Origin of the sequence: Streptomyces sp. ADI95-16, from assembly GCF_003721495.1 — a bacterium.
In the GTDB taxonomy this organism is placed as follows: Bacteria; Actinomycetota; Actinomycetes; order Streptomycetales; family Streptomycetaceae; genus Streptomyces; species Streptomyces goshikiensis.
The window spans coordinates 4,347,128-4,370,082 of sequence record NZ_CP033581.1 but is presented as its reverse complement, the minus strand read 5'-3'; the positions used below and the strand labels follow the sequence as shown (position 1 = coordinate 4,370,082).

The window sequence follows — 22,955 nt, the reverse complement described above, 5'->3', positions numbered from 1 at the left end:
CCCGCCGCGAACGTAGTGCGGTCCGGCTGCGGAGGTCAACAATCCGCAAAAGGAAGACCGGCAGGTCAGTTGGGGCGGAGTGTGCCTGGGGCACCACCCGCTGTGACCGATGCTGTTGCCGGACCACCTTCTGGCGGAAGGCCTTCCCGCGTTAAACCTTTGGGGCGGCGCCGGTTTCGGACGCCGCACCGACGTTTGTGACGGGGGTCCGATGACGCAGGTCCAGAGTTTCGAACGCTCCATCCACCGCAGCCGTATGTCCTTGACGCGGCCCGACCGGCCGAAGCTCTTCACGATGTGCGGACGGGAGTGGGATCTGCTGGATGAGGTGTTCGCGCCCGTATTCTCCCCGTCCACCGGTATCGCGCTGGAATTCCTCGGACTGAACGAGCCCACCACCGCGCGGCCGACCGGCTCTTTCCTGGAAATCGGCTGCGGTTCGGGAGTTACCACGGTAATGGCGGCACTGGCCGGATTTGATCGGGTGGTCGGATCCGACATCAGCCCCCGCGCGGTGGAGAACACGGCCGTCAACGCCGAGCGCCACGGGGTGGACGGCCGGCTCAGCGCGGTCCACAGCGACCTGTTCTCCGGCCTGGCCGAAAACGACCGGTTCGACACCGTCTTCTGGAGCTCCAACTACGTGATGGCACCCGACTCGTACGAGTACGAGTCGGTCCACGAGCGCGCCTACGTCGACACCGGCTACCGCGCCCACCGCCGCTACCTGGAGCAGGCCCCGCGCTGGCTGACCCCCACCGGTTCGGCGCTGCTGCACTTCAGCGACCGCGGCGACCTGCCCGCGCTGCACCGGATCGCCGACGAGAGCGGCCGCGAGCTGCGGACGCTGCGCAGCGAGCGGGTGCGCGAGGGCGAGTACGGACAGGACATGGTCGAGCACATGCTGATCGAGATCCGGCCCGCCCGCGGGCGGTAGCGGACGCGCGTCAACCAGGGGGGATTCATGCGCACGCTTCTGATCGACAACCACGACTCGTTCACCTACAACCTCTTCCACCAGATCACCGAGGCGGGCGGCCGCGAGCCCGAGGTCGTCAGCAACGACGACCCGCTCTGGACGCCGCGCCGGCTGGCGGAGTTCGACAACGTCATCGTCTCGCCGGGGCCGGGGACCCCCGCGCGCGACGCCGACCTCGGGATCTCCCGGGAGGTCATCGAGCACGGCGGGCTGCCGCTGCTCGGGATCTGCCTCGGGCACCAGGCGATCGGCCTGCTCCACGGCGCCCGGGTGGGGCGCGCGCCGGAGCCGATGCATGGCCGGATCTCGCCCGTCTGGCACGACGGGGAGGGCCTGTTCAGCGGGATCCCGTCGCCGATGGAGGTGGTCCGCTACCACTCGCTCGCGGTGAGCGACCTGCCCGCCGAGCTGGAGGCCACGGCCTGGACCCCGGACGGGGTACTGATGGGTTTGCGCCACCGGGACCGGCCGATGTGGGGCGTGCAGTTCCACCCCGAGTCGATCAGCGCGCGGCACGGCGTGGCCCTGCTGCGGAACTTCGCCGAGCTGAGCGGCCGCCTGCGGCGCCCGTCCCGCCGCCGAGCCGCCCCGGCGGCCCCGGTGGCCGCCGCCGTACCCGCCGGCGTACGTCCGGGCGCACGGGACGACATACGGGACGACGTACGGGCCGGGCTGCCCTCCGGCGCGCGCCGGCTCCGGGTCCTCGTCGAGGAGCTGCCCACCCGCTGGGACGACGAGGTCGCCTACGACCGGCTCTTCCGCGGCAACCCGTACGCCTTCTGGCTCGACAGCAGCCGCCCCGACTCCGGCGACGGCCGCTTCTCGGTGATGGGCGACGCGACGGGCCCGCTCGCCCGGGTGGCCCGCGCCGACGTGTGGAGCGGCACCGTCCGGGTGGACTCGGTGACCGGCACCGAGATCAGCGCGGGCCCCTTCCTGGACTGGATCGACCAGGACCTGCGCTCCCTCGACACCGAGGTCCCCGAGCTGCCCTTCGACTTCGCGCTGGGCTGGACCGGCTACCTCGGCTACGAGCTGAAGGCCGAGTGCGGCGGCGAGCTCGCCCACCACTCCGAGGACCCCGACGCGGCGATGGTCTTCACCGACCGGGCCCTCGTCCTCGACCACGCCACCGGGACCAGCTACCTGCTGGCACTGGCCGAGCGGTCCGCCGACGACGACGGTCCCGGCACCGGTCCCGCCGGTCCCGCCGGTCCCGCCTCGGAGGCCGCCGCCCGCGACCGGCTGACCGCCATGGCCGCCGGGCTGGAGCGCCTCGCCGGCCTCCCCCGGCCCCGCCCCGCCGCCACCGCGCCGGCGGCCGCGCCCGTCCTGCCCGGCGAGATCCGGCTGCGCCACGACCGCGAGGCGTACCTGCGGCTCGTCGACGCCTGCCAGGAGGAGATCGCGGCCGGCGAGACCTACGAGGTCTGCCTCACCAACCTGGCCGAGGTCCGCGGCCGCATGGACCCGTGGACCGGCTACCTGCGCCTGCGCCGCACCAGCCCGGCCCCCTTCGGCGCCCTGCTCCAGTTCGACGGCCTCGGCGTGCTGAGCACCTCGCCCGAGCGGTTCCTGCGCATCGGCCGCGACGGGCTCGTCGAGTCCAGGCCGATCAAGGGCACCCGGCCGCGCGGCGCCACCCCCGCCGAGGACGAGGCCCTCGTCGCGGACCTGCTCACCGACGAGAAGGACCACGCCGAGAACCTGATGATCGTCGACCTGGTCCGCAACGACCTCGGGCGCTGCGCCGAGCCCGGATCCGTCGAGGCCACGGACGTCTTCCGCGTCGAGACCAACGCCCACGCCCACCAGCTGGTGAGCACCGTACGGGCCCGGCTGCGCGCCGGCCGGGGCGCCGTCGACTGCGTGCGGGCCGCCTTCCCCGGCGGGTCCATGACGGGCGCGCCCAAGGAGCGGACGATGCGGATCATCGACCGGCTCGAAGGGGGGCCGCGCGGGGTCTACTCCGGGGCCATCGGCTACTTCTCGCTCTCCGGGGCCGCCGACCTCAGCATCGTCATCCGTACCGCCCTCGTAACCGAGGACAAGGTCCGCTACGGCGTGGGCGGGGCCGTCATCGCCCTCTCCGACGCCGAGGCCGAGTTCGAGGAGACCGCCGTCAAGGCCGGCGCCCTGCTCTCCCTGACCGGCGGCCCCTTCCCCGGCCGCCGCCCGCAGCCGGCGAAGGCCGAGGCCTGACGGGCCCGATCCCCGGCCGACCGGTCCCGACCGGTCCCGGCCGCCCCAGTCGGCCCGCCCGGGCCGCCCGGCCGGGGCAACCCGCCCGGTCAGGACCGCAGGGTCCAGGCCCGCTGGAGGCGGTCCAGTTCGCCCGCCTCCAGCTCCCGGGCCACCTCGCCGATCCGGATCCCCAGCCCGTCGAGCGCGTCCAGCGCCCGGCGGGCTTCCGCGTGCGCGTTCAGCAGGGTGTCCCCGCGCAGCTGCTCGGTCGCGGCAGCCGCCTCCAGGACCTTCCGGGTGGCGGCCAGCCCCGTGTTCCACCCCACCAGCGAGCTGACGTGCCGGGGCCGCGCCTCGGTCCACAGCAGCCCCGGCGGCGTCGCCCCGGCCGCCCTGAGGACCCGCCACCACTCGCCTTCGAGCCGCTTCTCCCGCGCCCGGTACAGCAGCCGGGCCACCGCCAGCGCGGCCGTGTCGCGGGCCCCGGCGACCGCCGCGCCCCGCAGCGGCAGGGCCGCGAGCCGGGAGTTGACCTCCGCGTCGAGCATCCCGACCGGCACCGAGGTCACGGCCGAGATCTGCCGGAGCCGCAGGCCCCGCGAAAGCGCCCGCTCCATCCCGGACAGATAGGCCGCGAGTACCTCCTCGTACCGCTCCACGCCGAAAATCAGGTCCGCGTCCACGCTGATGCCCAGGGAGAGGCATTCCTCCAGCGCCACGAGCCCGGCGCGGGTCGCCGGAATGCGCACGAGCAGATTCGGGCGCCCCACCTCGTCGTGAACGGAACGCGCGGCCGACACCAGGGACTCCGCGTCGTGCACGAGCCAGGGATCGACCGGAACGGAAACCCGGCCCTCCCCGCCGCCGCTTTCCACGAAGGCATTCCACAAGGCGTCGCACGCCCGGCGGACGGTGTCCCGGTCGAGAACGGGCGCCACGGCCCCGTGCAGGAGTTCCGTCGTCGCGGAATGGGACGGGCGATCCGGAAGGAATTCCTCCCCGGTGGCCGCGACCAGCCAGGGCGAAACCCCTTCGGAAGCAAGCCGCTTGAGCAGCCTGACGGCCGGTTGACTCAGCATGCCGCGAGCGTAGGAGGGCGTTTCAATCATGAACAGAATACGAACAGGTCCTTGTCAGGTCGGCCCAATTCATACGCTCTCCGAGGGATTCCACCGCATTTTCACGCCACTGAACGTGACTTGACCAAGTGACCCCCACCTGACGAAGTGGCGCGCCGCCGGTGGTTCGCCGCTCCGGCCCCTTCCCAGACTCCTCGTGCATCCACGTCGGCAGGTTCGCATCGGGAGGTACCACGTGCACGACAAAGCACTCTGGAGATCGCTAGCCGCGGGCCAGCAGCCGCACTGGCCCGATCAGGCCAATCTGGACGACGTACGCGACTCACTCTCGGCCGCGCCCGCCCTCGTCCGCGGCGAGGACGTGCGCGCCCTGCGCGCCCTGCTCGCCCAGGCCGCCGCCGGGAACGTCCAGATCGTCCAGAGCGGGGACTGCGCCGAGGACCCCGCCGAGTCCACCCGGGGCCACGTGGCGCGCAAGGCCGCGCTCCTGGACTCGCTCGCGGCCGTCATGAAGTCCCGCTCCTTCAAGCCCGTACTGCGCGTGGGCCGGCTCGCCGGCCAGTTCGGCAAGCCGCGCTCCAGCCCGACCGAGATCGTGGCCGGCGTGGAACTGCCGGTCTACCGGGGCCACATGGTCAACAGCCCTGAGCCCGACCCCGTCCTGCGCCGCCCCGACCCGGGCCGGCTCTACGAGGGCTACCGCGCGGCCCGCGACATCATGGAGCTGCTCGGCTGGTACGGCACCTCGGCCCGCAGCGCCGCCGAGCCGCCCGTATGGACCAGCCACGAGGCCCTGCTGCTCGACTACGAGGGCCCGATGCTGCGCACCGAACCCGACGGCAGCACCCTGCTGACCTCGACGCACTGGCCGTGGATCGGCGAGCGCACCCGCGAGCTCGACGGCGCGCACGTCGCGTTCTTCGCCGAGCTGGCCAACCCGGTCGCCACCAAGGTCGGCCCGAAGACCACCCCCGAGCAGCTGCTCGCCCTGTGCGAGCGGCTCGACCCGCAGCGGGAGCCGGGCCGGCTGACGCTGATCTCCCGCATGGGCGCCGGAGCGGCCGCCGAGCGGCTGCCGGGACTGGCCCGCGCGGTGAGCGACGCCGGATACCCGGTGATCTGGATGTGCGACCCGATGCACGGCAACACGGTGAGCGCCGGCGGCTACAAGACCCGGTTCATCGAGACCGTCGTCCGCGAGGTCGAGGAGTTCCAGGCCTCCGTCAACGACAACGGCGGCGTCGCCGCCGGACTGCACCTGGAAACCACCCCCGACCCGGTGCACGAATGCGTCGCGAACGCCTCGCGGGTCGGCGAACTGGGCGAGAAGTACACCAGTTTCTGCGACCCGCGCCTCAACCCGGAGCAGGCCGTCGAGGTCGCTTCCGCCTGGCGCGGCTGAGAAGGGATCGAACGATCATGCAAGGAAAGACCGCTCTGGTCACCGGCGCCGCCGGCGGCATCGGCGAGGCCGTCGTCCGCGCGCTCGCGTCCCGCGGGGTCCGGGTCGCCGCGGTCGACCTGAACGCCGAACGGCTGCGCGAGGCCGCCAAGGCCGCCGTCGAGGACGGGCTGGACGTCACCGCGTTCCCCGCCGACGTCACCCTCAGCTCCGAGGTCGACGAGGTGGTGGCCGAGGTCGAATCCGCCCTCGGCCCCATCGACTACCTCGTCAACGCGGCCGGCGTGCTGCGCATGGGCGCGGCTCGCTCCCTCAGCGACGAGGAATGGGCCGTCACCTTCGCCGTCAACACCACCGGCGTGTTCTTCATGTCGCGCGCCGTCGTCAACCGCATGGTGACGCGCGAGAGCGGCGCCCTGGTGACCGTCGCCTCCAACGCCGCGGGCACGGCCCGCGCCGAGATGTCCGCGTACGCCGCCTCCAAGGCCGCCGCGACCATGTTCACCAAGTGCCTCGGCCTGGAGATCGCCAAGTACGGCATCCGCGCCAACCTGGTGGCGCCGGGTTCCACCGACACCCCGATGCTGACCTCGATGTGGGAGGACGAGTCCCACGCGCGGGTCTCCATCGAGGGCAACCCCGAGACCTTCCGGGTCGGGATCCCGCTGGGCAAGCTGGCCCAGCCGCAGGACGTCGCCGACGCCGTCGTCTTCCTGCTCTCCGACGAGGCCTCGCACATCACGATGCACGACCTCACAGTGGACGGCGGTGCGGCGCTCGGTGTCTGATACCGGAACACCCCCCAGGTACATCCCCGCGATCGACGCGTATCCGATGCCGGCCGAGGGCGACCTGCCCACCGGGCCGGCGAACTGGACGGTCGACCCGGACCGCGCCGTCCTGCTCCTGCACGACATGCAGGAGTTCTTCCTCGCCCCCTTCCCGGCGGGCGAACAGCCCGTCACCGACCTGGTGGCGCACGCCGCCCTGCTGCGCGACCGCTGCGCCGCCCTCGGCATCCCGGTCGCCTACACCGCGCAGCCCGGCGGCATGACCCCGCGGCAGCGCGGGCTGCTGAAGGACTTCTGGGGCCCCGGCATGAAGCCGAGCCCCGAACACCGCCGGGTCGTGGCACCGGTGGCGCCCGCCGAGGGCGACTGGGTGTTCACCAAGTGGCGCTACAGCGCCTTTCACCACACCGACCTGCTGGAACGCATGCGGGCCGCCGGGCGCGACCAGCTGATCGTCATCGGCGTGTACGCGCACGTCGGCGTGCTGATGACCTGCGTCGACGCCTTCAGCCACGACATCCAGCCCTTCCTCGTCGGCGACGCCATCGCCGACTTCACCTGGGCCGACCACCGCATGGCCCTTGAGTACGCGGCGGCCCGCTGCGCGACTCTCACCTCCACCAAGGCGCTGCTCGGCGCCCTCCCGGAACCCGGGACGGCTCCGGACGGCGCGAAGGAGCGCTCATGACGGACGACCTGCTGGGCAGGGTGCTGGGCGAGCTGCCCGGGGCCTTCGCCCTCGTGCACCGGCCCGAGAGCACCGGCGCCGACCAGATCGACCTGTACGTCGGCGAGATCTCCGAAGTCGCGACGCTGGCCGGCATCCCGCTCCCGCAGCGCACCGGCCCGGCCGCCGAGGGCCGCACCCATCAGGACGTACTGGCCCTCGTGCCGTACCGGCAGATCGCCGAACGCGGCTACGAGGCGCCCGACGACGGGGCTCCGCTGCTCGCGATGACCATCGCCGAGCAGCGGACCCTGCCGCTGGCCGAGGTGCTGTGGCGGATCCCCAACGCGCCCGTGCACCTGGAGCCGGGCGGCGGCTTCGACATCGACGACGACGCCTACGCGGCCACCGTCCGCAAGGTCATCGCCGACGAGATCGGCACCGGCGCGGGCGCCAACTTCGTCATGAAGCGCTCCTTCGTCGCCGATATCTCCGACTACGGCGTGGACTCGGCGCTGCGCTTCTTCCGCCGCCTCCTGGAGCGGGAGCAGGGCGCGTACTGGACGTTCATCGTCCACACCGGCGAGCGCACCCTCGTCGGCGCCTCCCCGGAGCGGCACGTCAGCGTCACCCGCGGCCGGGCCGTGATGAACCCCATCAGCGGCACCTACCGCTACCCGGCCTCCGGTCCCACCCTCTCCGGCGTCCTCGACTTCCTCGCCGACACCAAGGAGTGCGACGAGCTGTACATGGTCGTCGACGAGGAACTGAAGATGATGGCCCGGATCTGCGAGAGCGGCGGCCGCGTCGTCGGCCCCTACCTCAAGGAGATGGCCCGCCTCGCGCACACCGAGTACTTCATCGAGGGCCGCACCGACCGCGACCCGCGCGAGGTCCTGCACGAGACCCTGTTCGCGCCGACGGTCACCGGCTCCCCGCTGGAGAGCGCCAGCCAGGTGATCAAACGGTACGAGCCCGGCGGCCGCGGCTACTACAGCGGCGTGCTCGCGCTCATCGGCCAGGACGGCGACGGGGAGCGCACCCTGGACTCCGCGATCCTCATCCGCACCGCCGACATCGACGCCGGCGGCCGCATGGAGATCGGCGTGGGCGCCACCCTGGTCCGCAACTCCGACCCGCTCTCCGAGGTCGCCGAGACCCGCGCCAAGGCGGCCGGCCTGCTGGCCGTCCTCGGCGAGAGCGGCCCGGCCCGGTTCGCCGACCACCCCGGCGTCCGCGCCGCGCTCGGCAAGCGCAACGAGACCATCTCCGCGTTCTGGCTGGCCGACGACGCCACCCGGGAGGACCCGCTGCCCGGACTCGTCGGCCGCAAGGTGCTCATCGTCGACGCCGAGGACACCTTCACCGCGATGATCGAGCACCTGCTGCGTTCCTTCGGCGCCGAGGTGACCGTCCGCCGCTTCGACGAGCCGTACGCCTTCGAGCCGTACGACCTCGTCGTCATGGGCCCCGGCCCCGGCGACCCGCGCGACTGCGACCACCCGAAGATCGCGCACCTGCGGGAGGCCGTCGACACCCTGCTCCGGCAGGAACGGCCCTTCCTGGCCGTCTGCCTGAGCCACCAGGTGCTCAGCGCGCGGCTCGGCCTCGAACTGGTCCGCCGCGAACAGCCCAACCAGGGCGTGCAGCGCGAGATCGACCTGTTCGGACGGCGCGAACGCGTCGGCTTCTACAACACGTTCGCCTCGCGCAGCGACAGCGAGAAGGCCGACAGCGACGTCGGCGTGATCGAGATCAGCCGGGACCCGGAGACCGGCGAGGTGCACGCCCTGCGCGGCTGGGGCTTCCGCTCCATGCAGTTCCACCCGGAGGCGGTCCTCACCGAGGACGGCCCGCGCATCGTCGGGGAGGCCCTCACCGGGCTGCTCCGGGAGCGTGCCCGGTGAAGGCCGCCGTCGTCTGGTGGGACCTGGCGGGATCGGGCCAGACCATCGACTCGCTGCGCGCGTTCCTGCGGGACGAGGCCGTCGACCGGTTCGCCGGGGTCGAGGGCCTGCGGCTGAAGTTCTGGATCGCCGACCCGGAGACCGAGCGGTGGGGAGCGGTGCTCCTGTGGGAGTCCGCCGAGGCCGCCGCCGCGCCGCTGCCGGCCCGCGCGGCGGAGCTCATCGGCCGCCCTCCCGTCCAGCGCACCCTCTTCGACGTGGAAGCCACCGTCGAGGGCCTCTTCACCCGGCCCGAGCTGTCCGGCCTGGGCCCGGCCCTCTCCCCGGCCGGCGCCACGTCCTGATCCGCCGGGCCCCGCCCGCCGCCGCCCCCGCCCGGGGCCCGGCGGGCGGGCCGGGCTCGGGCCGGCCGGGCGTTGTGACGCAGTGCCGGGCACCTGACGAAGTGCCCGGCGGGCGCTGCCCGCCGCCGGGCCGCCCGTTGCAGGGTGGTCATCGCCGCTCCCACCACCACCCGTACATCCCCCTCCCACCAAGGAGCACCACGCCGTGCGCACCCCCTCGCGAAGGACCGACGGCCCCGCCCCGCTGACCGCGCGGGTGCCCGGCTCCAAGAGCATCACCAACCGGGCCCTGCTGCTGGCCGCCGCGGCCACCGGGGTCACCCGGCTGCGGGCGCCCCTGGTCAGCGACGACACCCTCGCCTTCCGCACCGCGCTCACCGGCCTCGGCGTCCGCATCACCGAAACCGGCGACGCCTGGGAGGTCACCGGCACCGGCCGCGGCCCCGTCGCCGCCGCCGATGCCGACGCCGCCGACGCCTCCGACGACGCCCGCGTGTGGTGCGCCGACGCCGGCACCGCCGCCCGCTTCCTGCCGCCGTTCGCCGCCACCGGCAAGGGCCGGTTCGTCTTCGACGGCACCGACCAGCTCCGCGCCCGCCCGCTGCGCCCCCTCGCCGACGCCCTGACCGCCCTGGGCGCCGAGGTGACCACCGGCCCCGGCGGCGCGCTGCCGCTCACCGTCACCGCCGACGGGCTGACCGGCGGGGACATCACCCTCGACTCCTCCTTCAGCAGCCAGTACCTCACCGGACTGCTGCTGTCGGCCCCCCTGATGAGCGCCCCGCTGACCGTCCGCGCCCGGAGCCTGGTCAGCCGCCCGTACATCGACATGACGCTCGCCCTGATGCGCCACTTCGGGGCCCTCACCGAGGAGCACGGCGACGGCGCCATCACCGTGCACCCCGGCGGCTACACCGCCGCCGACCTCACCATCGAGCCCGACGCCTCCACCGCCTCCTACTTCTTCGCGGCGGCCGCCGTCACCGGGCGCCGCGTCACCGTCCCCGGCCTCGGCACCGGCAGCTCCCAGGGCGACCTCGGCTTCGTCGAGGTACTGCGCCGCACCGGAGCCGACGTGGAGATCACCGAATCCGCGACCACCGTCACCGGCCGCCCCGACGGGCGCCTCACCGGCGGCTTCGACGTGGACATGGGCAACATCTCCGACACCTTCATGACGCTCGCGGCCATCGCCCCGCTCGCGGACGGCCCGGTCACCGTCACCGGCATCGGGCACGCCCGCCTCAAGGAGTCCGACCGGATCGAGGCCGTCGCCCGCAACCTGCGCGCCCTCGGCATCCACACCGAGGAGGGCCCGGAGCGGATCACCGTCCACCCCGGCGCCCCCCGGCCCGCCGAGATCGCCTGCCACCGCGACCACCGGATCGCGATGGCCTTCTCCGTCCTCGGCCTGCGCACCGGCGGCATCACCCTCGACGACCCGGCCTGCGTGGCCAAGACCTTCCCCGGCTTCCACGACGAACTGCGCCGGCTCTTCCCCGGCGCCGCGACACCACAAGGGATCTGAACCACGATGGCGAACATACTCATCGCCGGTGGCGGCATCGGCGGACTCGCGGCGGCCCTCGGCATCGCCGGTCACGGCCACCGGGTGACCGTCCTGGAACGCCGGAACGACTTCACCGAACTCGGCGCCGGCATCCAGCTCGGCCCCAACGCCTTCCACGCCCTCGACCTGCTCGGCGTCGGCGCCCAGGTCCGCTCCCGGGCCGTGTACATCGACGAACTGCGCTTCATGGACGGCACCACCGGCGAGCGCGTCGCCTCCATGCCGCTGACCGGCGAATACCGCGCCCGGTTCGGCAACCCGTACGCCGTCGTGCAGCGCTCCGACGTGTACGAGCCGCTGCTGGAGGGCTGCCGCGCCCACCCGCTGATCCAGCTGCGCGGAAACAGCCCGGTCGTCTCGTACGAGAACGGCGGCCGCGGCCCGGACGGGGTGACCGCCGTCCTCGCGAGCGGTGAGCGGATCACCGGCGACGCGCTCATCGGCGCCGACGGCATCCGCTCGGCCGTACGCCGCAGGCTGGTCCGCGACGGCGAGCCGCGGGTCTCCGGGCACACCATCTACCGCTCGGTGATCCCGATGGAGCTGGTGCCCGAGGAGCTGCGGTGGAACACCGTGACGCTGTGGGCGGGGCCCAAGTGGCACTTCGTCCACTACCCGATCGGCGGCGGCGCGTTCCTGAACCTGGCCGCGACCCGCGACGACGCGGCGCGGGAGGCCGTCGTCGGCAGGCCGGCCGCCCGCGCGCACGTGCTGAACGAGTTCCCGGAGCTGGGCGACACCGCCCGGCGGCTGCTGGAGCTCGGCCGGGACTGGAAGGCCTGGGTGCTGTGCGACCGCGACCCGGTCGACGTGTGGACGGACGGCCGGGTGGCGCTCCTGGGCGACGCCGCGCACCCGATGCTCCAGTACGCGGCGCAGGGCGCCTGCCAGGCCCTGGAGGACGCGGTGGTGATCGCCGACGCGCTGGACTGCGCCGCCGAGGACTTCGTACAGCGCCTGGAGAAGTACGGGGCGGAGCGCCGCGAACGCACCGCGCGGACCCAGCTGGTGGCCCGGGAGATGGGGCGGCAGCTCTACCACCCGGCGGGCGAGGACGCGCGCGCACGCAACGCGATGCTGTCGGGCCTGACGGCCGGGGAGATGTACGACAAGGTCGCCTGGCTGCACGGCGAGAAGCTCCGGTGACGGCCACCGGACGCTTCGCCGGCCGGGTCGCGCTGGTCTGCGGCCCCGGTGACGGCGTCAGCCGGGCCACGGCGCTCGCGTTCGCCCGCGAGGGCGCGGCCGTGCTGGTCGCCGGACCGGACGGGGAGCGGCTGGCCGGCACGGCCCTGCTGGTCCGTGCCGCCGGCGGGCAGGCGGCTTCCGTCGTGGCGGACGTGGTGCGCGACGGCTCGGACGCCGCCGCCCGGATGGTGTCGGCGGCGGTGGAGCGGTTCGGCGTTCCGGACTTCGTGTTCAACGACGCGAGCGTCACCGGTCCGCGGGACCCCGGCACCGCGACCGGGACCGGGACCGGGCGCGTCGAGGTCGACTGGGCGGCTGCCTTCGCCGCCCACCTCACCGGGCTGTTCACGGCGATGCGGCACGAACTCGCCCCGATGACGGCGCTCGGCCGCGGCGTCATCGTGAACACCGTCCGCGCCACGGCGTGTACCGAGCGGCTCATCGGCCCGGGTGCGTACGCCGGTTACTCGGCGGCGCTGGCCACGCTGACCGCCACCGCCGCCCACGAGTCCGCGGCGCTGGGCGTCCGGATCTCCCTGGCCGGCCCCCGGACCGGTTCCGGCTCCGGTTCCGGCTCCGACGAGGAGCTCGCGGAGCAGGTGCTGCTGCTGTGCGCCGACGAGAACGACTGACGACAAGGAGCTGTGCGAAGTGCTGAGCAGGTTGCGTTGGCTGACCGCCGGAGAGTCCCACGGGCCGGCGCTGGTCGCCGTCCTGGAGGGGCTTCCGGCCGGGGTCCCGGTCACCACCGAGCTGGTGGCCGGCCACCTGGCCCGGCGCCGGCTCGGCTACGGCCGGGGCGCCCGGATGAAGTTCGAGCAGGACCTCGTCACCTTCCAGGGCGGGGTCCGGCACGGGCTCTCCCTCGGCTCCCCCGTCGCGGTCACCGTGGGCAACAGCGAGTGGCCGAAGTGGGAGACCGTCATGTCGGCCGACCCGGTCGACCCCTCGCTGCTCAAGGACACCGGCCGGGGCGCCCCGCTGACGCGCCCGCGGCCCGGTCACGCCGACCTCGCCGGGATGCAGAAGTACGGCTTCGACGAGGCCCGCCCGGTCCTGGAGCGCGCCAGCGCCCGCGAGACCGCGGCCCGGGTGGCCCTGGGCGCGGTGGCCCGGTCCTTCCTGAAGGAGGTCGCGGGCGTCGAGATCGTCTCGCACGTGGTCGAACTGGCCGCCGCGAAGGCCCCGTACGGCGTCTACCCGACCCCCGCCGACGTGGAGGCGCTGGATGCGGACCCGGCGCGCTGCCTGGACGCCGACGCGTCGAAGGCGATGGTCGCGGAGATCGACCAGGCCCACAAGGACGGCGACACCCTGGGGGGCGTGGTGGAGGTGCTGGCGTACGGACTCCCCGTCGGCCTCGGCTCGCACGTCCACTGGGACCGGCGGCTGGACGCCCGGCTGGCCGCTGCGCTGATGGGCATCCAGGCGATCAAGGGCGTCGAGGTAGGCGACGGCTTCGAGCTGGCCCGCGTGCCCGGTTCGCGTGCGCACGACGAGATCGTCTCCACCCCCGAGGGCATCCGGCGGACCTCCGGCCGCTCCGGCGGCACCGAGGGCGGTCTGACCACGGGTGAACTGCTGCGCGTGCGGGCCGCGATGAAGCCGATCGCGACCGTGCCGAAGGCCCTCGCGACGGTGGACGTGGCGACCGGCGAGGCGACGGTGGCCCACCACCAGCGCTCCGACGTCTGCGCCGTCCCGGCCGCCGGCATCGTCGCCGAGGCCATGGTCGCGCTGGTACTGGCCGACGCCGTGATCGAGAAGTTCGGCGGCGACTCGGTCGAGGAGACCCGCCGCAACGTCCGGTCCTACCTCGAACACCTGCGCATCCGGTGAGCCGCGGCCCGCTGATCGTCCTGGTCGGCCCGATGGGCGTCGGCAAGTCCACGGTGGGCGCGCTGCTCGCCGAACGCCTCGGCGTCCCCTTCCTCGACACCGACCAGGACGTGGTGCACCGGACCGGCCGCTCGGTCTCCGAGATCGTCACCGAGGACGGCGAGCCGCGCTTCCGCGAGCTGGAACACGAGGCGGTGGCCCGCGCCGTCGCCGCGTTCCCGGGGGTCCTCGCCCTCGGCGGCGGAGCCGTCGGGCACGGGGGCAGCCGCGCCCTGCTGGCCGGGCTGCCGGTGATCTTCCTCGACGTGGACCTCGCGGAGGCCATGCGCCGGATCGGCTCGGACACGGGCCGCCCGCTGCTGGCGGCGAACCCCGAGCGGCGCTGGCAGGAGCTCCAGGACGAGCGCCGCGCGCTGTACCTGGAGGTCGCGCGGTTCGTCGTACGGACGGACGGGCGCACCCCCGAGCAGGTCGCGCGGACCGTCGCCGCGGCCGTGGCAGTGGACACCGAACGAGGAGTGACGGCATGACCGGCCCCACCGGGCAGCGGAGCACGACACGCATCCGGGTCGGCGCCGGCCCGGGCACCGAGCCCTACGAGGTGCTGGTCGGCCGGGGCGTCCTCGCCGATCGGGACGGGCTGCACCGGCTGATCGGGCCGCGCGCCCGCCGCGTCGCGATCCTGCACCCGCGGGCGCTGACGGACACCGCCGACGCCCTGCGCGCCCGGGCCGAGGAGCTCGGCTACGAGACGCTCGCCCTGCGGGTCCCGGACGCCGAGGCGGCGAAGACCGCCGCGGTGGCGGCGGACTGCTGGGAGGCGCTCGGCCGCGCCGGGTTCACCCGTACCGACGTGGTGATCGGCGTGGGCGGCGGGGCGACCACCGACCTGGCGGGCTTCGTCGCGGCGTCCTGGCTGCGCGGGGTGCGCTGGATCGCCGTCCCGACGACCGTGCTGGCCATGGTGGACGCGGCGGTCGGCGGGAAGACCGGCATCAACACCGCCGAGGGCAAGAACCTCGTCGGCGCCTTCCACCCTCCGGCCGGGGTGCTCTGCGACCTCGCGGCGCTGGACACGCTGCCCGAGGACGACCACGTCAGCGGCCTCGCCGAGATCATCAAGGCGGGCTTCATCGCCGACCCGGTGATCCTCGACCTGATCGAGGCCGACCCGGCGGGCGCGCGCACCCCCTCCGGAACCCACCTCGCCGAGCTGATCGTGCGGTCCGTCCGGGTCAAGGCCGACGTGGTCTCGGGCGACCTCAGGGAGTCCGGCCCGCGCGAGGTCCTCAACTACGGCCACACCCTCGCGCACGCCATCGAGAAGAACGAGCGCTACACCTGGCGGCACGGCGAGGCCGTCGCGGTGGGCCTGGTCTTCGCCGCCGAACTCGCCCGTCTGGACGGCCGGCTGTCGGCCGACGAGGTGCGGCGCCACCGCGAGGTCCTGAGCTCCGTGGGCCTGCCCACCGGCTACCGGGGCGACCGCTGGGCCGCGCTGCTGGACACCATGCGGCTGGACAAGAAGGCGCGCGGCGACACGCTCCGCTTCATCGTCCTCGACGGGACCGGCCGGCCCGCCGTCCTCGCGGACCCGGCGCCCGAGCTGCTGGCGGCCGCCCACGCGGCGATCGCCCTCCCGCACACCGGCGCCGCCGCCGCGGATCCCCGGCCGGTGCTGGTCCTCAACGGCCCCAACCTGGGGCGCCTCGGCTCGCGCGAACCGGGGATCTACGGGACCACCACCTACGCGGGCCTCGTCGAGGAGTGCCGGACCCTGGGCAAGGAACTCGGGCTCGACGTGGACGTGCGCCAGACCGACGACGAGGGCCAGCTGGTGCGCTGGCTCCACGAGGCGGCGGACCGCGAGGTGCCCGTCGTACTGAACCCGGCGGCGTTCACCCACTACTCGTACGCGGTGCGGGACGCGGTGGCGCAGCGCACGGCGCAGCTGATCGAGGTCCACCTCTCCCAGCCGCACGCCCGCGAGCCGTTCCGGCACCACTCGGTGGTCTCCGCCGTCGCCGGCGGCACCATCGCCGGGCTGGGCATCGGCTCGTACCGGCTGGCCCTGCACGCGATCGCGGCGGGCTGACCGCCGCGCGCCCGCACCCACCCCCACCGCACCTCACCGCAGGAGAACAGGAACAGGCAATGACGGCAGTACAGTTCGGCATCTTCACGATCGGGGACGTCACGGTCGATCCGGTCAGCGGCCGCCGGCCGACCGAGAACGAGCGCATCCGCATGATGACCGCGATGGCCCTGAAGGCGGAGGAGGTCGGGCTCGACGTCTTCGCGACCGGCGAGCACCACAACCCGCCGTTCGTGCCCTCGGCCCCCGCGGTGCTCCTCGCGAACATCGCGGCGCGCACGGAGCGGCTGCTCCTGTCCACCTCCACGACCCTGATCACCACCAACGACCCGGTGAAGATCGCCGAGGACTACGCGCTGCTCCAGCACCTGGCCGAGGGCCGGCTGGACCTGATGACGGGCCGCGGCAACACTCCGTCCGTCTACCCGTGGTTCGGGCAGGACCACCGCGACGCGATCCCGCTCGCCGCCGAGAACTACGCGCTCCTCCACACCCTGTGGCGGCGGGAGCGCGTGACCTGGCAGGGCGAGTTCCGCACGCCGTTGCAGAACTTCACGTCCACGCCGCGCCCGCTGGACGGCGTACCGCCCTTCGTCTGGCACGGTTCGGTGCGCTCGCCGGAGGTCGCCGAGAAGGCCGCCTTCTACGGGGACGGGTTCTTCGTCAACAACATCTTCGCGCCCACCGGCCACTACAAGCCACTGGTCGAGTTCTACCGCGAGCGGTACGCGCACCACGGGCACGGCGCCCCGGAGCAGGCTGTCGTGGGCCTCGGCGGCCAGACGTTCATCAAGCCGCGCTCGCAGGACGCGATCAACGGGTTCCGCCCGTACTACAACAACTCCCCCGTCTACGGGGGCGGTCCCGCCCTGGAGGAGGTCGCCGCGCGGACGCCGCTGACCGTCGGCAGTCCGCAGCACGCCATCGAGAAGACGCTGGAGTTCCGCGAGATCTACGGGGACTACCAGCGCCAGCTCTTCCACGTGGACCACGGCGGGATGCCGCTGGAGGCGGCGCTGGAGCAGATCGAGATCCTGGGCACCGAGGTGGTCCCGGTGCTGCGCAAGGAGATGGAGTCCATCCGGCGCCCGGGCGTTCCCGACGCCCCCGTCCACCCGGCGGTGCCCCGCGACTGAGTGCGCGGCGGGCGCGGCGCGCTCGGGGTGTGCGGCCGGGGGCCGGTCCGGGTGCCGGGGGGCATCCGGACCGGCCCGGGCCGTACCGGTCAGGCGAGCAGCTTCTGCTTGGCCTGCTGGAACTCCTCCTCGGTGAGCACGCCCTTCGCCTTGAGCTGCGAGAGCCGCTCCAACTCCTCCGTCGGCGAGCCGGACTTGGCCGTCTCGCGGATGTAGGAGCTGAAGGCCTGCTGCTGATCCTGCGCGTGCTTGAACTCCCGCTTGCCCATGTCCCGGCCCCGGACGATCACGTAGACCAGTGCGCCGAGGAAGGGGATGAGGATGATGAACAGGAGCCAGAGCGCCTTGATCCAGCCGTTCATCTCGTGGTCCCGGAAGATGTCCACGATGATCCGGAACAACAGGATCAACCACAGGACCCAGAGGAAGATCCACATCACGGTCCAGAACGCACCCAGCACCGGGTAGTCGTAGGCCAGATAGACAGAACTGTCCATCGCTGCACTCCTGCCGCTCGTTTCCTCGCTTGGGTGTCAGCCGACGTGATCACCATGGCAGCGAGCACCCAAGATCGCCACTGGACGGTCCCGGGGCCGTGCGGGGTCCGGGCGCGCGGCCCCGGTGGGTGTCAGCGGGCCGCACCGTCGAGGAAGCGGCGCTGGTCGTCGAGGAGCCCCGGCGGGAACAGGGCGCGCGGTGCGAACAGCGCGGTGAGGGGCAGCCGCCAGCCCGAGCGCTCGACCGGCGTCCGGACCAGGGCGTGCGTCGTCCCCGGATAGCGCCGCACCGTCAGCGTCCCGGGGGCGAGCAACTCCCGGTAGACGGACTCCGTCTCGGCCCCGTCCACGTTCAGGTCGTCGGCCCCCGAGAGCAGCAGCACCGGTACGCGCGGCATCGCCCGCAGATCGGCGCTCGCGTCGGCGGTGTGGTTCCGGCTGATGAACGCCCAGCGCTCCGGGGTGAGTTCCCGGTCCGCGTCCGGCCCGGCCCGGTACTCCTCGTACGTCGCCCCGCGCCGCAGTAGCGCCAGCGTGGCCTCCCGCCGGGCGAGGGCGGTGGCCGTGCGCTCCGGGCCGGCCCCCTCGGCGCGGAGTTCGGCCCGGAGGTTGTACTCGCCCTGGCGCAGCCAGTTCACCGCCGCGCCGGCCGCGATGACGAAGCGCACCCCGGGGGCCGGGGCGGCCGCCGCCACCTTGGGCAGCACCCAGCCGGCCTGGCTGGCGCCCCACAGGCCGATCCGGCCGCCGTCGACCTCGGGCCGGGTCCGGGCCCAGGCGATCGCGTCGAGGGTCTCGCGGGCCCGGTCGTCCATGCTCTGGCCGAGCCAGTCGGCGGGCTTGTCGAGGGAGAGCGAGGCGTACCCGGCGCGGGCGAAGGCCTCCCAGTACGGCCGGTAGAAGCCGTCGTGGGTGGCGTCGGCGGGACCGTCGCCGTGGACGAACACCACCAGGCCGAAGGGGCCCCGCCCGCGCTCGGGCGTGGCGAGCACCCCGCCGAGGTCGTGTCCGGCGGCGCGCACGGTGACCCGCTGTTCGCGCAGGTCGTAGCTGTTCTGCCAGAGGACGACACCGGTGAGGACCAGGGCGGTGGCCAGGACGAGAAGCAGGGCGGTGCGCAGTCTGCGGGGCATGTCGGCTCCATTTCGTTCGAACTTGGAACGATCGTACAGAGAATGAACGTATTAGACTCGTCCTTATGACGACGACATTGAGGCGCGGAGTGCCCGAGGGCGCCGAGGAGCGGGTGGCCGAGCTGTACTGGGAGGCCTTCGGCGCGAAGCTGGGCGCCGCGCTCGGCCCGGCCGGGGCCGGGCGCCGGTTCATCGCGGCGCACCTGCACCACGACCGGGCCGTGACGGCGCTGGACGAAACCGGCCGGGTGGTGGGCGTGGCCGGCTACCAGCTCGCCGGGCGCGGCCTGGTCGGCGGCGACGCGGCCGCCGTCAGGGCGGCGTACGGGCAGTTCAGAGGCCTGTACCGGGTGTTCCTGCTGGCCCTGCTGGAGCGCACCCCGGCGCGCGGCGAACTCGTCATGGACGGCATCGCCGTGGACCCGGCGGCGCGCGGCCTCGGCATCGGCGGGCTGCTGCTCGGCGAGATCGACACCGTCGCCGCCGAGCAGCACTGCCGGCGCGTCCGGCTCGACGTGGTCGCCGAGAACCCGCGCGCCCGGGCCCTGTACGAACGGCACGGCTACCGGGAGGTCGCGGTGCGCCGCACGCCCTGGCTGCGGGACGTGCTGGGATTCGGGGCCGTGACGACGATGCACAAGGCGGTGAAGGCCCGATGACCCCGATGACCCCGGCGGACCCGGTGACCTCGGCGGACCCGGCGGACCCCGTGACCCCGGCGGACCCGGTGATCCCCACCCGGCTCGTGGTCCACGCGCTGGTCCGGGAGGACGGCACGGTGGACGGCGCCGAACTGTACGAGGTCGCGGGCGCGCTCGGCATGACCGACCAGCAGGTCCGGCTCTGTGTGAAGCGGCTGGTGGCGGAGGGCCGCTTCACCCTGGAGGGGCGGGGGCGGCGCTCGCTGCTGCGCCTGAGCGGCGCCGCCGGCCCCGGCCTGCCGGCCACGCCCGAGGTGGACTTCGTACGGCACGCCTACCGGCAGGACCGGGGGCTGGAGCCCTGGGACGGGGTCTGGCACCTGTTCGCCTTCGCCGTACCGGAATCCGCGCGGACGGCCCGCGACGCCCTGCGCGACACCCTGACCGGCCTGGGCGCGGCCCCGCTCCAGGGCGGGCTGTACGTGACCCCGAACCCGATCGCCCCGTACGTCCGGGGCGCGGCGGACTCCCTGGGCGTGAGCTCCGCACTCACCTGCCTGACCAGCCGTGACCTGGACTCGGGCGGGACCACGGACCCCGCGGCCCTGGCGGCCCGGCTCTGGCCGCTGCCGCGGATCGCGGCCCGCTACGAAGCGGTGAGCCGCCTCGCGGAGGCCGTCCTGTCGGCCCCGGGGGAGCCGGCGGGCCCGGCGGAGCGAGCCCGGCCCGGGGCAGAAGCGGAATCTCCGATGAGCCGAGCCATCGCGCTCGCCGCGGCGTTTTCCGAGGCGATGCTGCCGGACCCGCTGCTCCCCCCGGAGCTCCTCCCCCGCCCCTGGCCCGCCGCGGCGGCCCGGGCCCGCGCGGCCGCCGCCTGGGACCACCTGCGCGCCACCGCCCCCGGGAACGGCCCGCGCCTGTTCCGCCTGTACGCGGAGGCGGTCCGCTAGGCCGTCTCCTCCGGACCTTGCCGGGCGAGGCAAGGTCCGGGAAGAGTCCGCCTGGGCCACGGGGACGGCCCTGGCCTGCGCGAACGCGCCCCCGGCCGGGCCCGCCACAGAATCCGGCCGGGTACGGCGGGGCCAGGCCGGGTATATCCCCCTGGACAGCGCGACGACGGCCCCAGCCCGGGACCACCCGTCGGAGGAGCGCAGAGCGATGAACAGAACAGACCTCACAGCCGTCGACACCGGCGAAGCCAGGGCCCTGTCCGCGACTCTGTTCCGCAGACTCGCCGAGCTGCACGAGGGCTCGCCGGAGTACTCGTACGTCCGCAACACCCTCGTCGAGCTCAACCTCAGCCTCGTGCGCTACGCCGCCCGCCGGTTCCGCGCGCGGAGCGAGCCGATGGAGGACATAGTCCAGGTCGGGACGATCGGCCTGATCAAGGCCATCAACCGGTTCGACCCCGGCCGCGGGGTGGAATTCACCTCGTTCGCGATGCCCACGATCACCGGCGAGATCAAGAGGTTCTTCCGCGACACCAGCTGGGCCGTCAAGGTCCCCCGCAGACTCCAGGAGCTGCGGATCGACGCCGCCAAGGCGCACGACGCCCTGGAACAGGACCTCGGCCGTCCTCCGTCGGACGCCGAGCTGGCCGGGCGGCTGCACGTGAGCCCCGAGGAGCTCGCCGAGGGCCAGAAGGCGGCGCACGGCTACTCCGCGCGCTCCCTGGACGCGCCCTCCCAGGAGGAGGGCGACCTCGCCTCGTACTCGGGCGCGCCCGCGATCGGCGAGGAGGAGCCCGCGTACGACCGGATCGAGTGCCTGGAGTCCCTCAAGCCGATCCTGGCCGCCCTGCCCGACCGCGAGCGCACCCTGCTCTCGCTGCGGTTCGGGCAGGAGCTGACGCAGGCCGAGATCGGCGACCGGCTGGGGCTGTCCCAGATGCACGTCTCCCGGCTGCTCAGCCGGACGCTGGCGCGGCTGCGCACCGGTCTGCTCACCGATCCGGAGCACGAGGACCCGCCGGAGCCGGACCCCGAGACCACCGATGTCCCTGAGGCCGCAGAGGCCGCCGCCGCCGGCGCCGCCGCTCCGGTGGCGCACCGCTGACCTGACCGAAGCGCGCGGGGCTCCACTCCGCCCGCCCGCCCGCCCGCCCGGCGTCCACATCCTGGACAATTATCCTCAGCATATGAACGCAGAAGCCGCTGCCGCCCTCGCCGACGTCAAAGACGCCGACCGCAAGCATGTCTTCCACTCCTGGTCGGCCCAGGAGCTCATCGACCCGCTCGCCGTGGCCGGGGCCGCGGGTTCGTACTTCTGGGACTACGAGGGCAAGCGCTACCTCGACTTCTCCAGCGCCCTCGTCTACACGAACATCGGCTACCAGCACCCCAAGGTCGCCGCGGCCATCGCCGAGCAGGCCGGGAAGCTGTGCACCGTCGCCCCCGGCTTCGCCGTGGACGTCCGCTCCGAGGCCGCCCGCCTGATCGCCGAACGCACCCCCGGCGACCTCGACAAGATCTTCTTCACCAACGCCGGCGCCGAGGCCGTCGAGAACGCCGTCCGCATGGCCCGCCTGCACACCGGCCGCCCCAAGGTGCTCTCCGCGTACCGCTCGTACCACGGCGCCACGTCCACCGCGATCAACCTGACCGGTGACGCCCGCCGCTTCGGCAACGACAGCGCGACCGCCGGGGTCGTGCGCTTCTGGGGCCCGTACCTGTACCGCTCGCCCTTCCACGCCACCACCGAGGCCGAGGAGTGCGCCCGCGCCCTGCGCCACCTTGAGGACACCATCGTCTTCGAGGGCCCGCAGTCCATCGCCGCGATCATCCTGGAGACCGTCGGCGGGGCCCCGGGCGTGCTCGTGCCCCCGGCCGGCTATCTGGCGGGGGTCCGCGAGCTCTGCGACCGCTTCGGGATCGTCTTCGTCCTGGACGAGATCATGGTCGGCTTCGGGCGCACCGGCACCTGGTTCGCCGCCGACAACTGGGAGGTCACCCCCGACCTCATCTGCTTCGCCAAGGGCGTGACCAGCGGATACGTCCCGCTCGGGGGCGTCGCCATCTCGGCCGCCATCGCCGGGACCTTCGCCCGGCGGCCCTACCCGGGCGGGCTGACGTACTCCGGGCACGTACTGGCCTGCGCCGCCGCCGTCGCGACGATCAACGTGATGGAGGAGGAGGGCGTCGTCGCCCAGTCCGCCCGCACCGGCGCGGAACTGCTGGGTCCGGGCCTGCGCGCGCTCGCGGAGCGCCACCCCTCGGTCGGCGAGGTCCGGGGGCTCGGCACGTTCTGGGCGCTGGAGCTCGTACGGAACCGGGAGACGGGCGAGCCGCTCGTCCCGTACAACGCCGCGGGCGCCGACAACGCGCCGATGGCGGAGTTCGCGGCCGCCTGCAAGAAGGGCGGCCTGTGGCCGCTGGTCGCCGGGAACCGCCTGCACGTCGCCCCGGCCTGCAACATCACGCCGGAGGACGTCGCCAAGGGCCTGGAGATCCTCGACGGGGCCCTGACGGTCGCGGACGCGCACGCGGTCTGACCGGGCCGCTCTG

The 22,955-nt window shown here is 73.7% G+C and carries 21 protein-coding genes and 1 pseudogene; 19 read left to right on the top strand and 3 right to left on the bottom strand.

The window, feature by feature from the left end; translation table 11 throughout:
• Positions 1 to 256 precede the first annotated feature (256 nt).
• Positions 257 to 937, top strand: a complete 681-nt coding sequence (locus EES41_RS19330; RefSeq protein WP_254211502.1) for a methyltransferase domain-containing protein — start codon at positions 257 to 259, stop codon at positions 935 to 937.
• A gap of 27 nt (positions 938 to 964) precedes the next feature.
• Positions 965 to 3,181 (top strand): aminodeoxychorismate synthase component I, encoded by a 2,217-nt coding sequence (gene pabB / locus EES41_RS19325; protein ID WP_123079655.1) that lies wholly within the window; start codon positions 965 to 967, stop codon positions 3,179 to 3,181.
• Between the two features lie 89 nt (positions 3,182 to 3,270).
• Here pabB and EES41_RS19320 read toward each other — a convergent pair whose 3' ends face one another.
• A complete protein-coding gene (locus tag EES41_RS19320; RefSeq protein ID WP_164495883.1) occupies positions 3,271 to 4,242 on the bottom strand; it encodes a transaldolase family protein in 972 nt (323 codons plus the stop codon).
• A gap of 235 nt (positions 4,243 to 4,477) precedes the next feature.
• Between EES41_RS19320 and EES41_RS19315 the strand changes: the two genes are divergently transcribed.
• From EES41_RS19315 to EES41_RS19260, 13 genes and pseudogenes are all read left to right on the top strand, one after another.
• On the top strand, positions 4,478 to 5,644 hold the full coding sequence (locus EES41_RS19315; RefSeq protein ID WP_164495882.1) for a 3-deoxy-7-phosphoheptulonate synthase: 1,167 nt from the start codon (positions 4,478 to 4,480) through the stop codon (positions 5,642 to 5,644).
• Positions 5,645 to 5,661: 17 nt separating this feature from the next.
• Positions 5,662 to 6,432: a 2,3-dihydro-2,3-dihydroxybenzoate dehydrogenase gene (locus tag EES41_RS19310; RefSeq protein ID WP_123079652.1), complete on the top strand. Its 771-nt coding sequence runs from the start codon at positions 5,662 to 5,664 to the stop codon at positions 6,430 to 6,432.
• 46 nt (positions 6,433 to 6,478) lie between these two features.
• Positions 6,479 to 7,123: an isochorismatase family protein gene (locus EES41_RS19305; protein ID WP_123079651.1), complete on the top strand. Its 645-nt coding sequence runs from the start codon at positions 6,479 to 6,481 to the stop codon at positions 7,121 to 7,123.
• Positions 7,120 to 9,009, top strand: a complete 1,890-nt coding sequence (locus tag EES41_RS19300; RefSeq protein WP_123079650.1) for an anthranilate synthase family protein — start codon at positions 7,120 to 7,122, stop codon at positions 9,007 to 9,009. Before EES41_RS19305 ends, EES41_RS19300 begins: the two co-directional genes overlap by 4 nt.
• Entirely contained in the window at positions 9,006 to 9,353 is a 348-nt protein-coding gene (locus EES41_RS19295; RefSeq protein WP_123079649.1) for a hypothetical protein, read from the top strand. Before EES41_RS19300 ends, EES41_RS19295 begins: the two co-directional genes overlap by 4 nt.
• 244 nt (positions 9,354 to 9,597) lie before the next feature.
• Complete coding sequence (gene aroA / locus EES41_RS19290) at positions 9,598 to 10,881, top strand: 3-phosphoshikimate 1-carboxyvinyltransferase (RefSeq protein WP_123082567.1); 1,284 nt, start codon at positions 9,598 to 9,600, stop codon at positions 10,879 to 10,881.
• Between the two features lie 6 nt (positions 10,882 to 10,887).
• Positions 10,888 to 12,069 (top strand): 3-hydroxybenzoate 6-monooxygenase, encoded by a 1,182-nt coding sequence (locus tag EES41_RS19285; protein ID WP_123079648.1) that lies wholly within the window; start codon positions 10,888 to 10,890, stop codon positions 12,067 to 12,069.
• Complete coding sequence (locus EES41_RS19280; protein ID WP_164495881.1) at positions 12,066 to 12,743, top strand: SDR family NAD(P)-dependent oxidoreductase; 678 nt, start codon at positions 12,066 to 12,068, stop codon at positions 12,741 to 12,743. Before EES41_RS19285 ends, EES41_RS19280 begins: the two co-directional genes overlap by 4 nt.
• 22 nt (positions 12,744 to 12,765) lie before the next feature.
• Positions 12,766 to 13,950 carry a chorismate synthase gene (gene aroC, locus EES41_RS19275; RefSeq protein WP_123082565.1) on the top strand — a complete coding sequence of 395 codons (1,185 nt, stop codon included), beginning with the start codon at positions 12,766 to 12,768 and terminating at the stop codon, positions 13,948 to 13,950.
• A complete protein-coding gene (locus EES41_RS19270; protein WP_174261703.1) occupies positions 13,947 to 14,480 on the top strand; it encodes a shikimate kinase in 534 nt (177 codons plus the stop codon). The genes aroC and EES41_RS19270 overlap by 4 nt, the downstream gene beginning before the upstream one ends.
• Positions 14,477 to 15,586: pseudogene (gene aroB / locus EES41_RS19265) on the top strand (3-dehydroquinate synthase); the annotation flags it as partial. The gene EES41_RS19270 and the pseudogene aroB, both read left to right, overlap by 4 nt.
• A 39-nt stretch (positions 15,587 to 15,625) precedes the next feature.
• Positions 15,626 to 16,045 (top strand): type II 3-dehydroquinate dehydratase, encoded by a 420-nt coding sequence (gene aroQ, locus EES41_RS42345; RefSeq protein ID WP_214346152.1) that lies wholly within the window; start codon positions 15,626 to 15,628, stop codon positions 16,043 to 16,045.
• A gap of 59 nt (positions 16,046 to 16,104) precedes the next feature.
• Entirely contained in the window at positions 16,105 to 17,181 is a 1,077-nt protein-coding gene (locus EES41_RS19260; protein WP_123079645.1) for a CE1758 family FMN-dependent luciferase-like monooxygenase, read from the top strand.
• A gap of 89 nt (positions 17,182 to 17,270) precedes the next feature.
• Here EES41_RS19260 and EES41_RS19255 read toward each other — a convergent pair whose 3' ends face one another.
• Both EES41_RS19255 and EES41_RS19250 read right to left on the bottom strand, forming a co-directional pair.
• Complete coding sequence (locus tag EES41_RS19255) at positions 17,271 to 17,678, bottom strand: SHOCT domain-containing protein (RefSeq protein WP_123079644.1); 408 nt, start codon at positions 17,676 to 17,678, stop codon at positions 17,271 to 17,273.
• 131 nt (positions 17,679 to 17,809) lie between these two features.
• Positions 17,810 to 18,811 carry a S9 family peptidase gene (locus EES41_RS19250; protein WP_123079643.1) on the bottom strand — a complete coding sequence of 334 codons (1,002 nt, stop codon included), beginning with the start codon at positions 18,809 to 18,811 and terminating at the stop codon, positions 17,810 to 17,812.
• A 65-nt stretch (positions 18,812 to 18,876) separates the two neighbouring features.
• Here EES41_RS19250 and EES41_RS19245 point away from each other — a divergent pair, with 65 nt between their 5' ends.
• The 4 genes from EES41_RS19245 (at position 18,877) to EES41_RS19230 (ending at position 22,942) form a co-directional block, all read left to right on the top strand.
• The gene (locus EES41_RS19245) at positions 18,877 to 19,470 is read left to right on the top strand and encodes an N-acetyltransferase (protein WP_123079642.1); all 594 of its coding nucleotides are present in this window, start codon (positions 18,877 to 18,879) and stop codon (positions 19,468 to 19,470) included.
• Between the two features lie 5 nt (positions 19,471 to 19,475).
• Positions 19,476 to 20,402: a PaaX family transcriptional regulator C-terminal domain-containing protein gene (locus EES41_RS19240; RefSeq protein WP_254211772.1), complete on the top strand. Its 927-nt coding sequence runs from the start codon at positions 19,476 to 19,478 to the stop codon at positions 20,400 to 20,402.
• Between the two features lie 208 nt (positions 20,403 to 20,610).
• Positions 20,611 to 21,507 (top strand): SigB/SigF/SigG family RNA polymerase sigma factor, encoded by an 897-nt coding sequence (locus tag EES41_RS19235; protein WP_254211501.1) that lies wholly within the window; start codon positions 20,611 to 20,613, stop codon positions 21,505 to 21,507.
• A gap of 82 nt (positions 21,508 to 21,589) precedes the next feature.
• Positions 21,590 to 22,942, top strand: a complete 1,353-nt coding sequence (locus EES41_RS19230; RefSeq protein ID WP_123079640.1) for an aspartate aminotransferase family protein — start codon at positions 21,590 to 21,592, stop codon at positions 22,940 to 22,942.
• Positions 22,943 to 22,955: the final 13 nt, after the last annotated feature.

Bases quoted from the DNA above. Each gene is read 5' to 3' on its own strand.
- EES41_RS19235 (WP_254211501.1), top strand. From the start codon at position 20,611: ATGAACAGAACAGACCTCACAGCCGTCGACACCGGCGAAGCCAGGGCC.
- EES41_RS19310 (WP_123079652.1), top strand. From the start codon at position 5,662: ATGCAAGGAAAGACCGCTCTGGTCACCGGCGCCGCCGGCGGCATCGGC.
- EES41_RS19300 (WP_123079650.1), top strand. From the start codon at position 7,120: ATGACGGACGACCTGCTGGGCAGGGTGCTGGGCGAGCTGCCCGGGGCC.
- EES41_RS19250 (WP_123079643.1), bottom strand. From the start codon at position 18,811: ATGCCCCGCAGACTGCGCACCGCCCTGCTTCTCGTCCTGGCCACCGCC.
- EES41_RS19230 (WP_123079640.1), top strand. From the start codon at position 21,590: ATGAACGCAGAAGCCGCTGCCGCCCTCGCCGACGTCAAAGACGCCGAC.
- EES41_RS19285 (WP_123079648.1), top strand. From the start codon at position 10,888: ATGGCGAACATACTCATCGCCGGTGGCGGCATCGGCGGACTCGCGGCG.
- EES41_RS19260 (WP_123079645.1), top strand. From the start codon at position 16,105: ATGACGGCAGTACAGTTCGGCATCTTCACGATCGGGGACGTCACGGTC.
- EES41_RS19245 (WP_123079642.1), top strand. From the start codon at position 18,877: ATGACGACGACATTGAGGCGCGGAGTGCCCGAGGGCGCCGAGGAGCGG.
- EES41_RS19330 (WP_254211502.1), top strand. From the start codon at position 257: ATGTCCTTGACGCGGCCCGACCGGCCGAAGCTCTTCACGATGTGCGGA.
- pabB (WP_123079655.1), top strand. From the start codon at position 965: ATGCGCACGCTTCTGATCGACAACCACGACTCGTTCACCTACAACCTC.
- EES41_RS19240 (WP_254211772.1), top strand. From the start codon at position 19,476: ATGACCCCGGCGGACCCGGTGACCTCGGCGGACCCGGCGGACCCCGTG.
- EES41_RS19320 (WP_164495883.1), bottom strand. From the start codon at position 4,242: ATGCTGAGTCAACCGGCCGTCAGGCTGCTCAAGCGGCTTGCTTCCGAA.
- EES41_RS19305 (WP_123079651.1), top strand. From the start codon at position 6,479: ATGCCGGCCGAGGGCGACCTGCCCACCGGGCCGGCGAACTGGACGGTC.
- EES41_RS19255 (WP_123079644.1), bottom strand. From the start codon at position 17,678: ATGGACAGTTCTGTCTATCTGGCCTACGACTACCCGGTGCTGGGTGCG.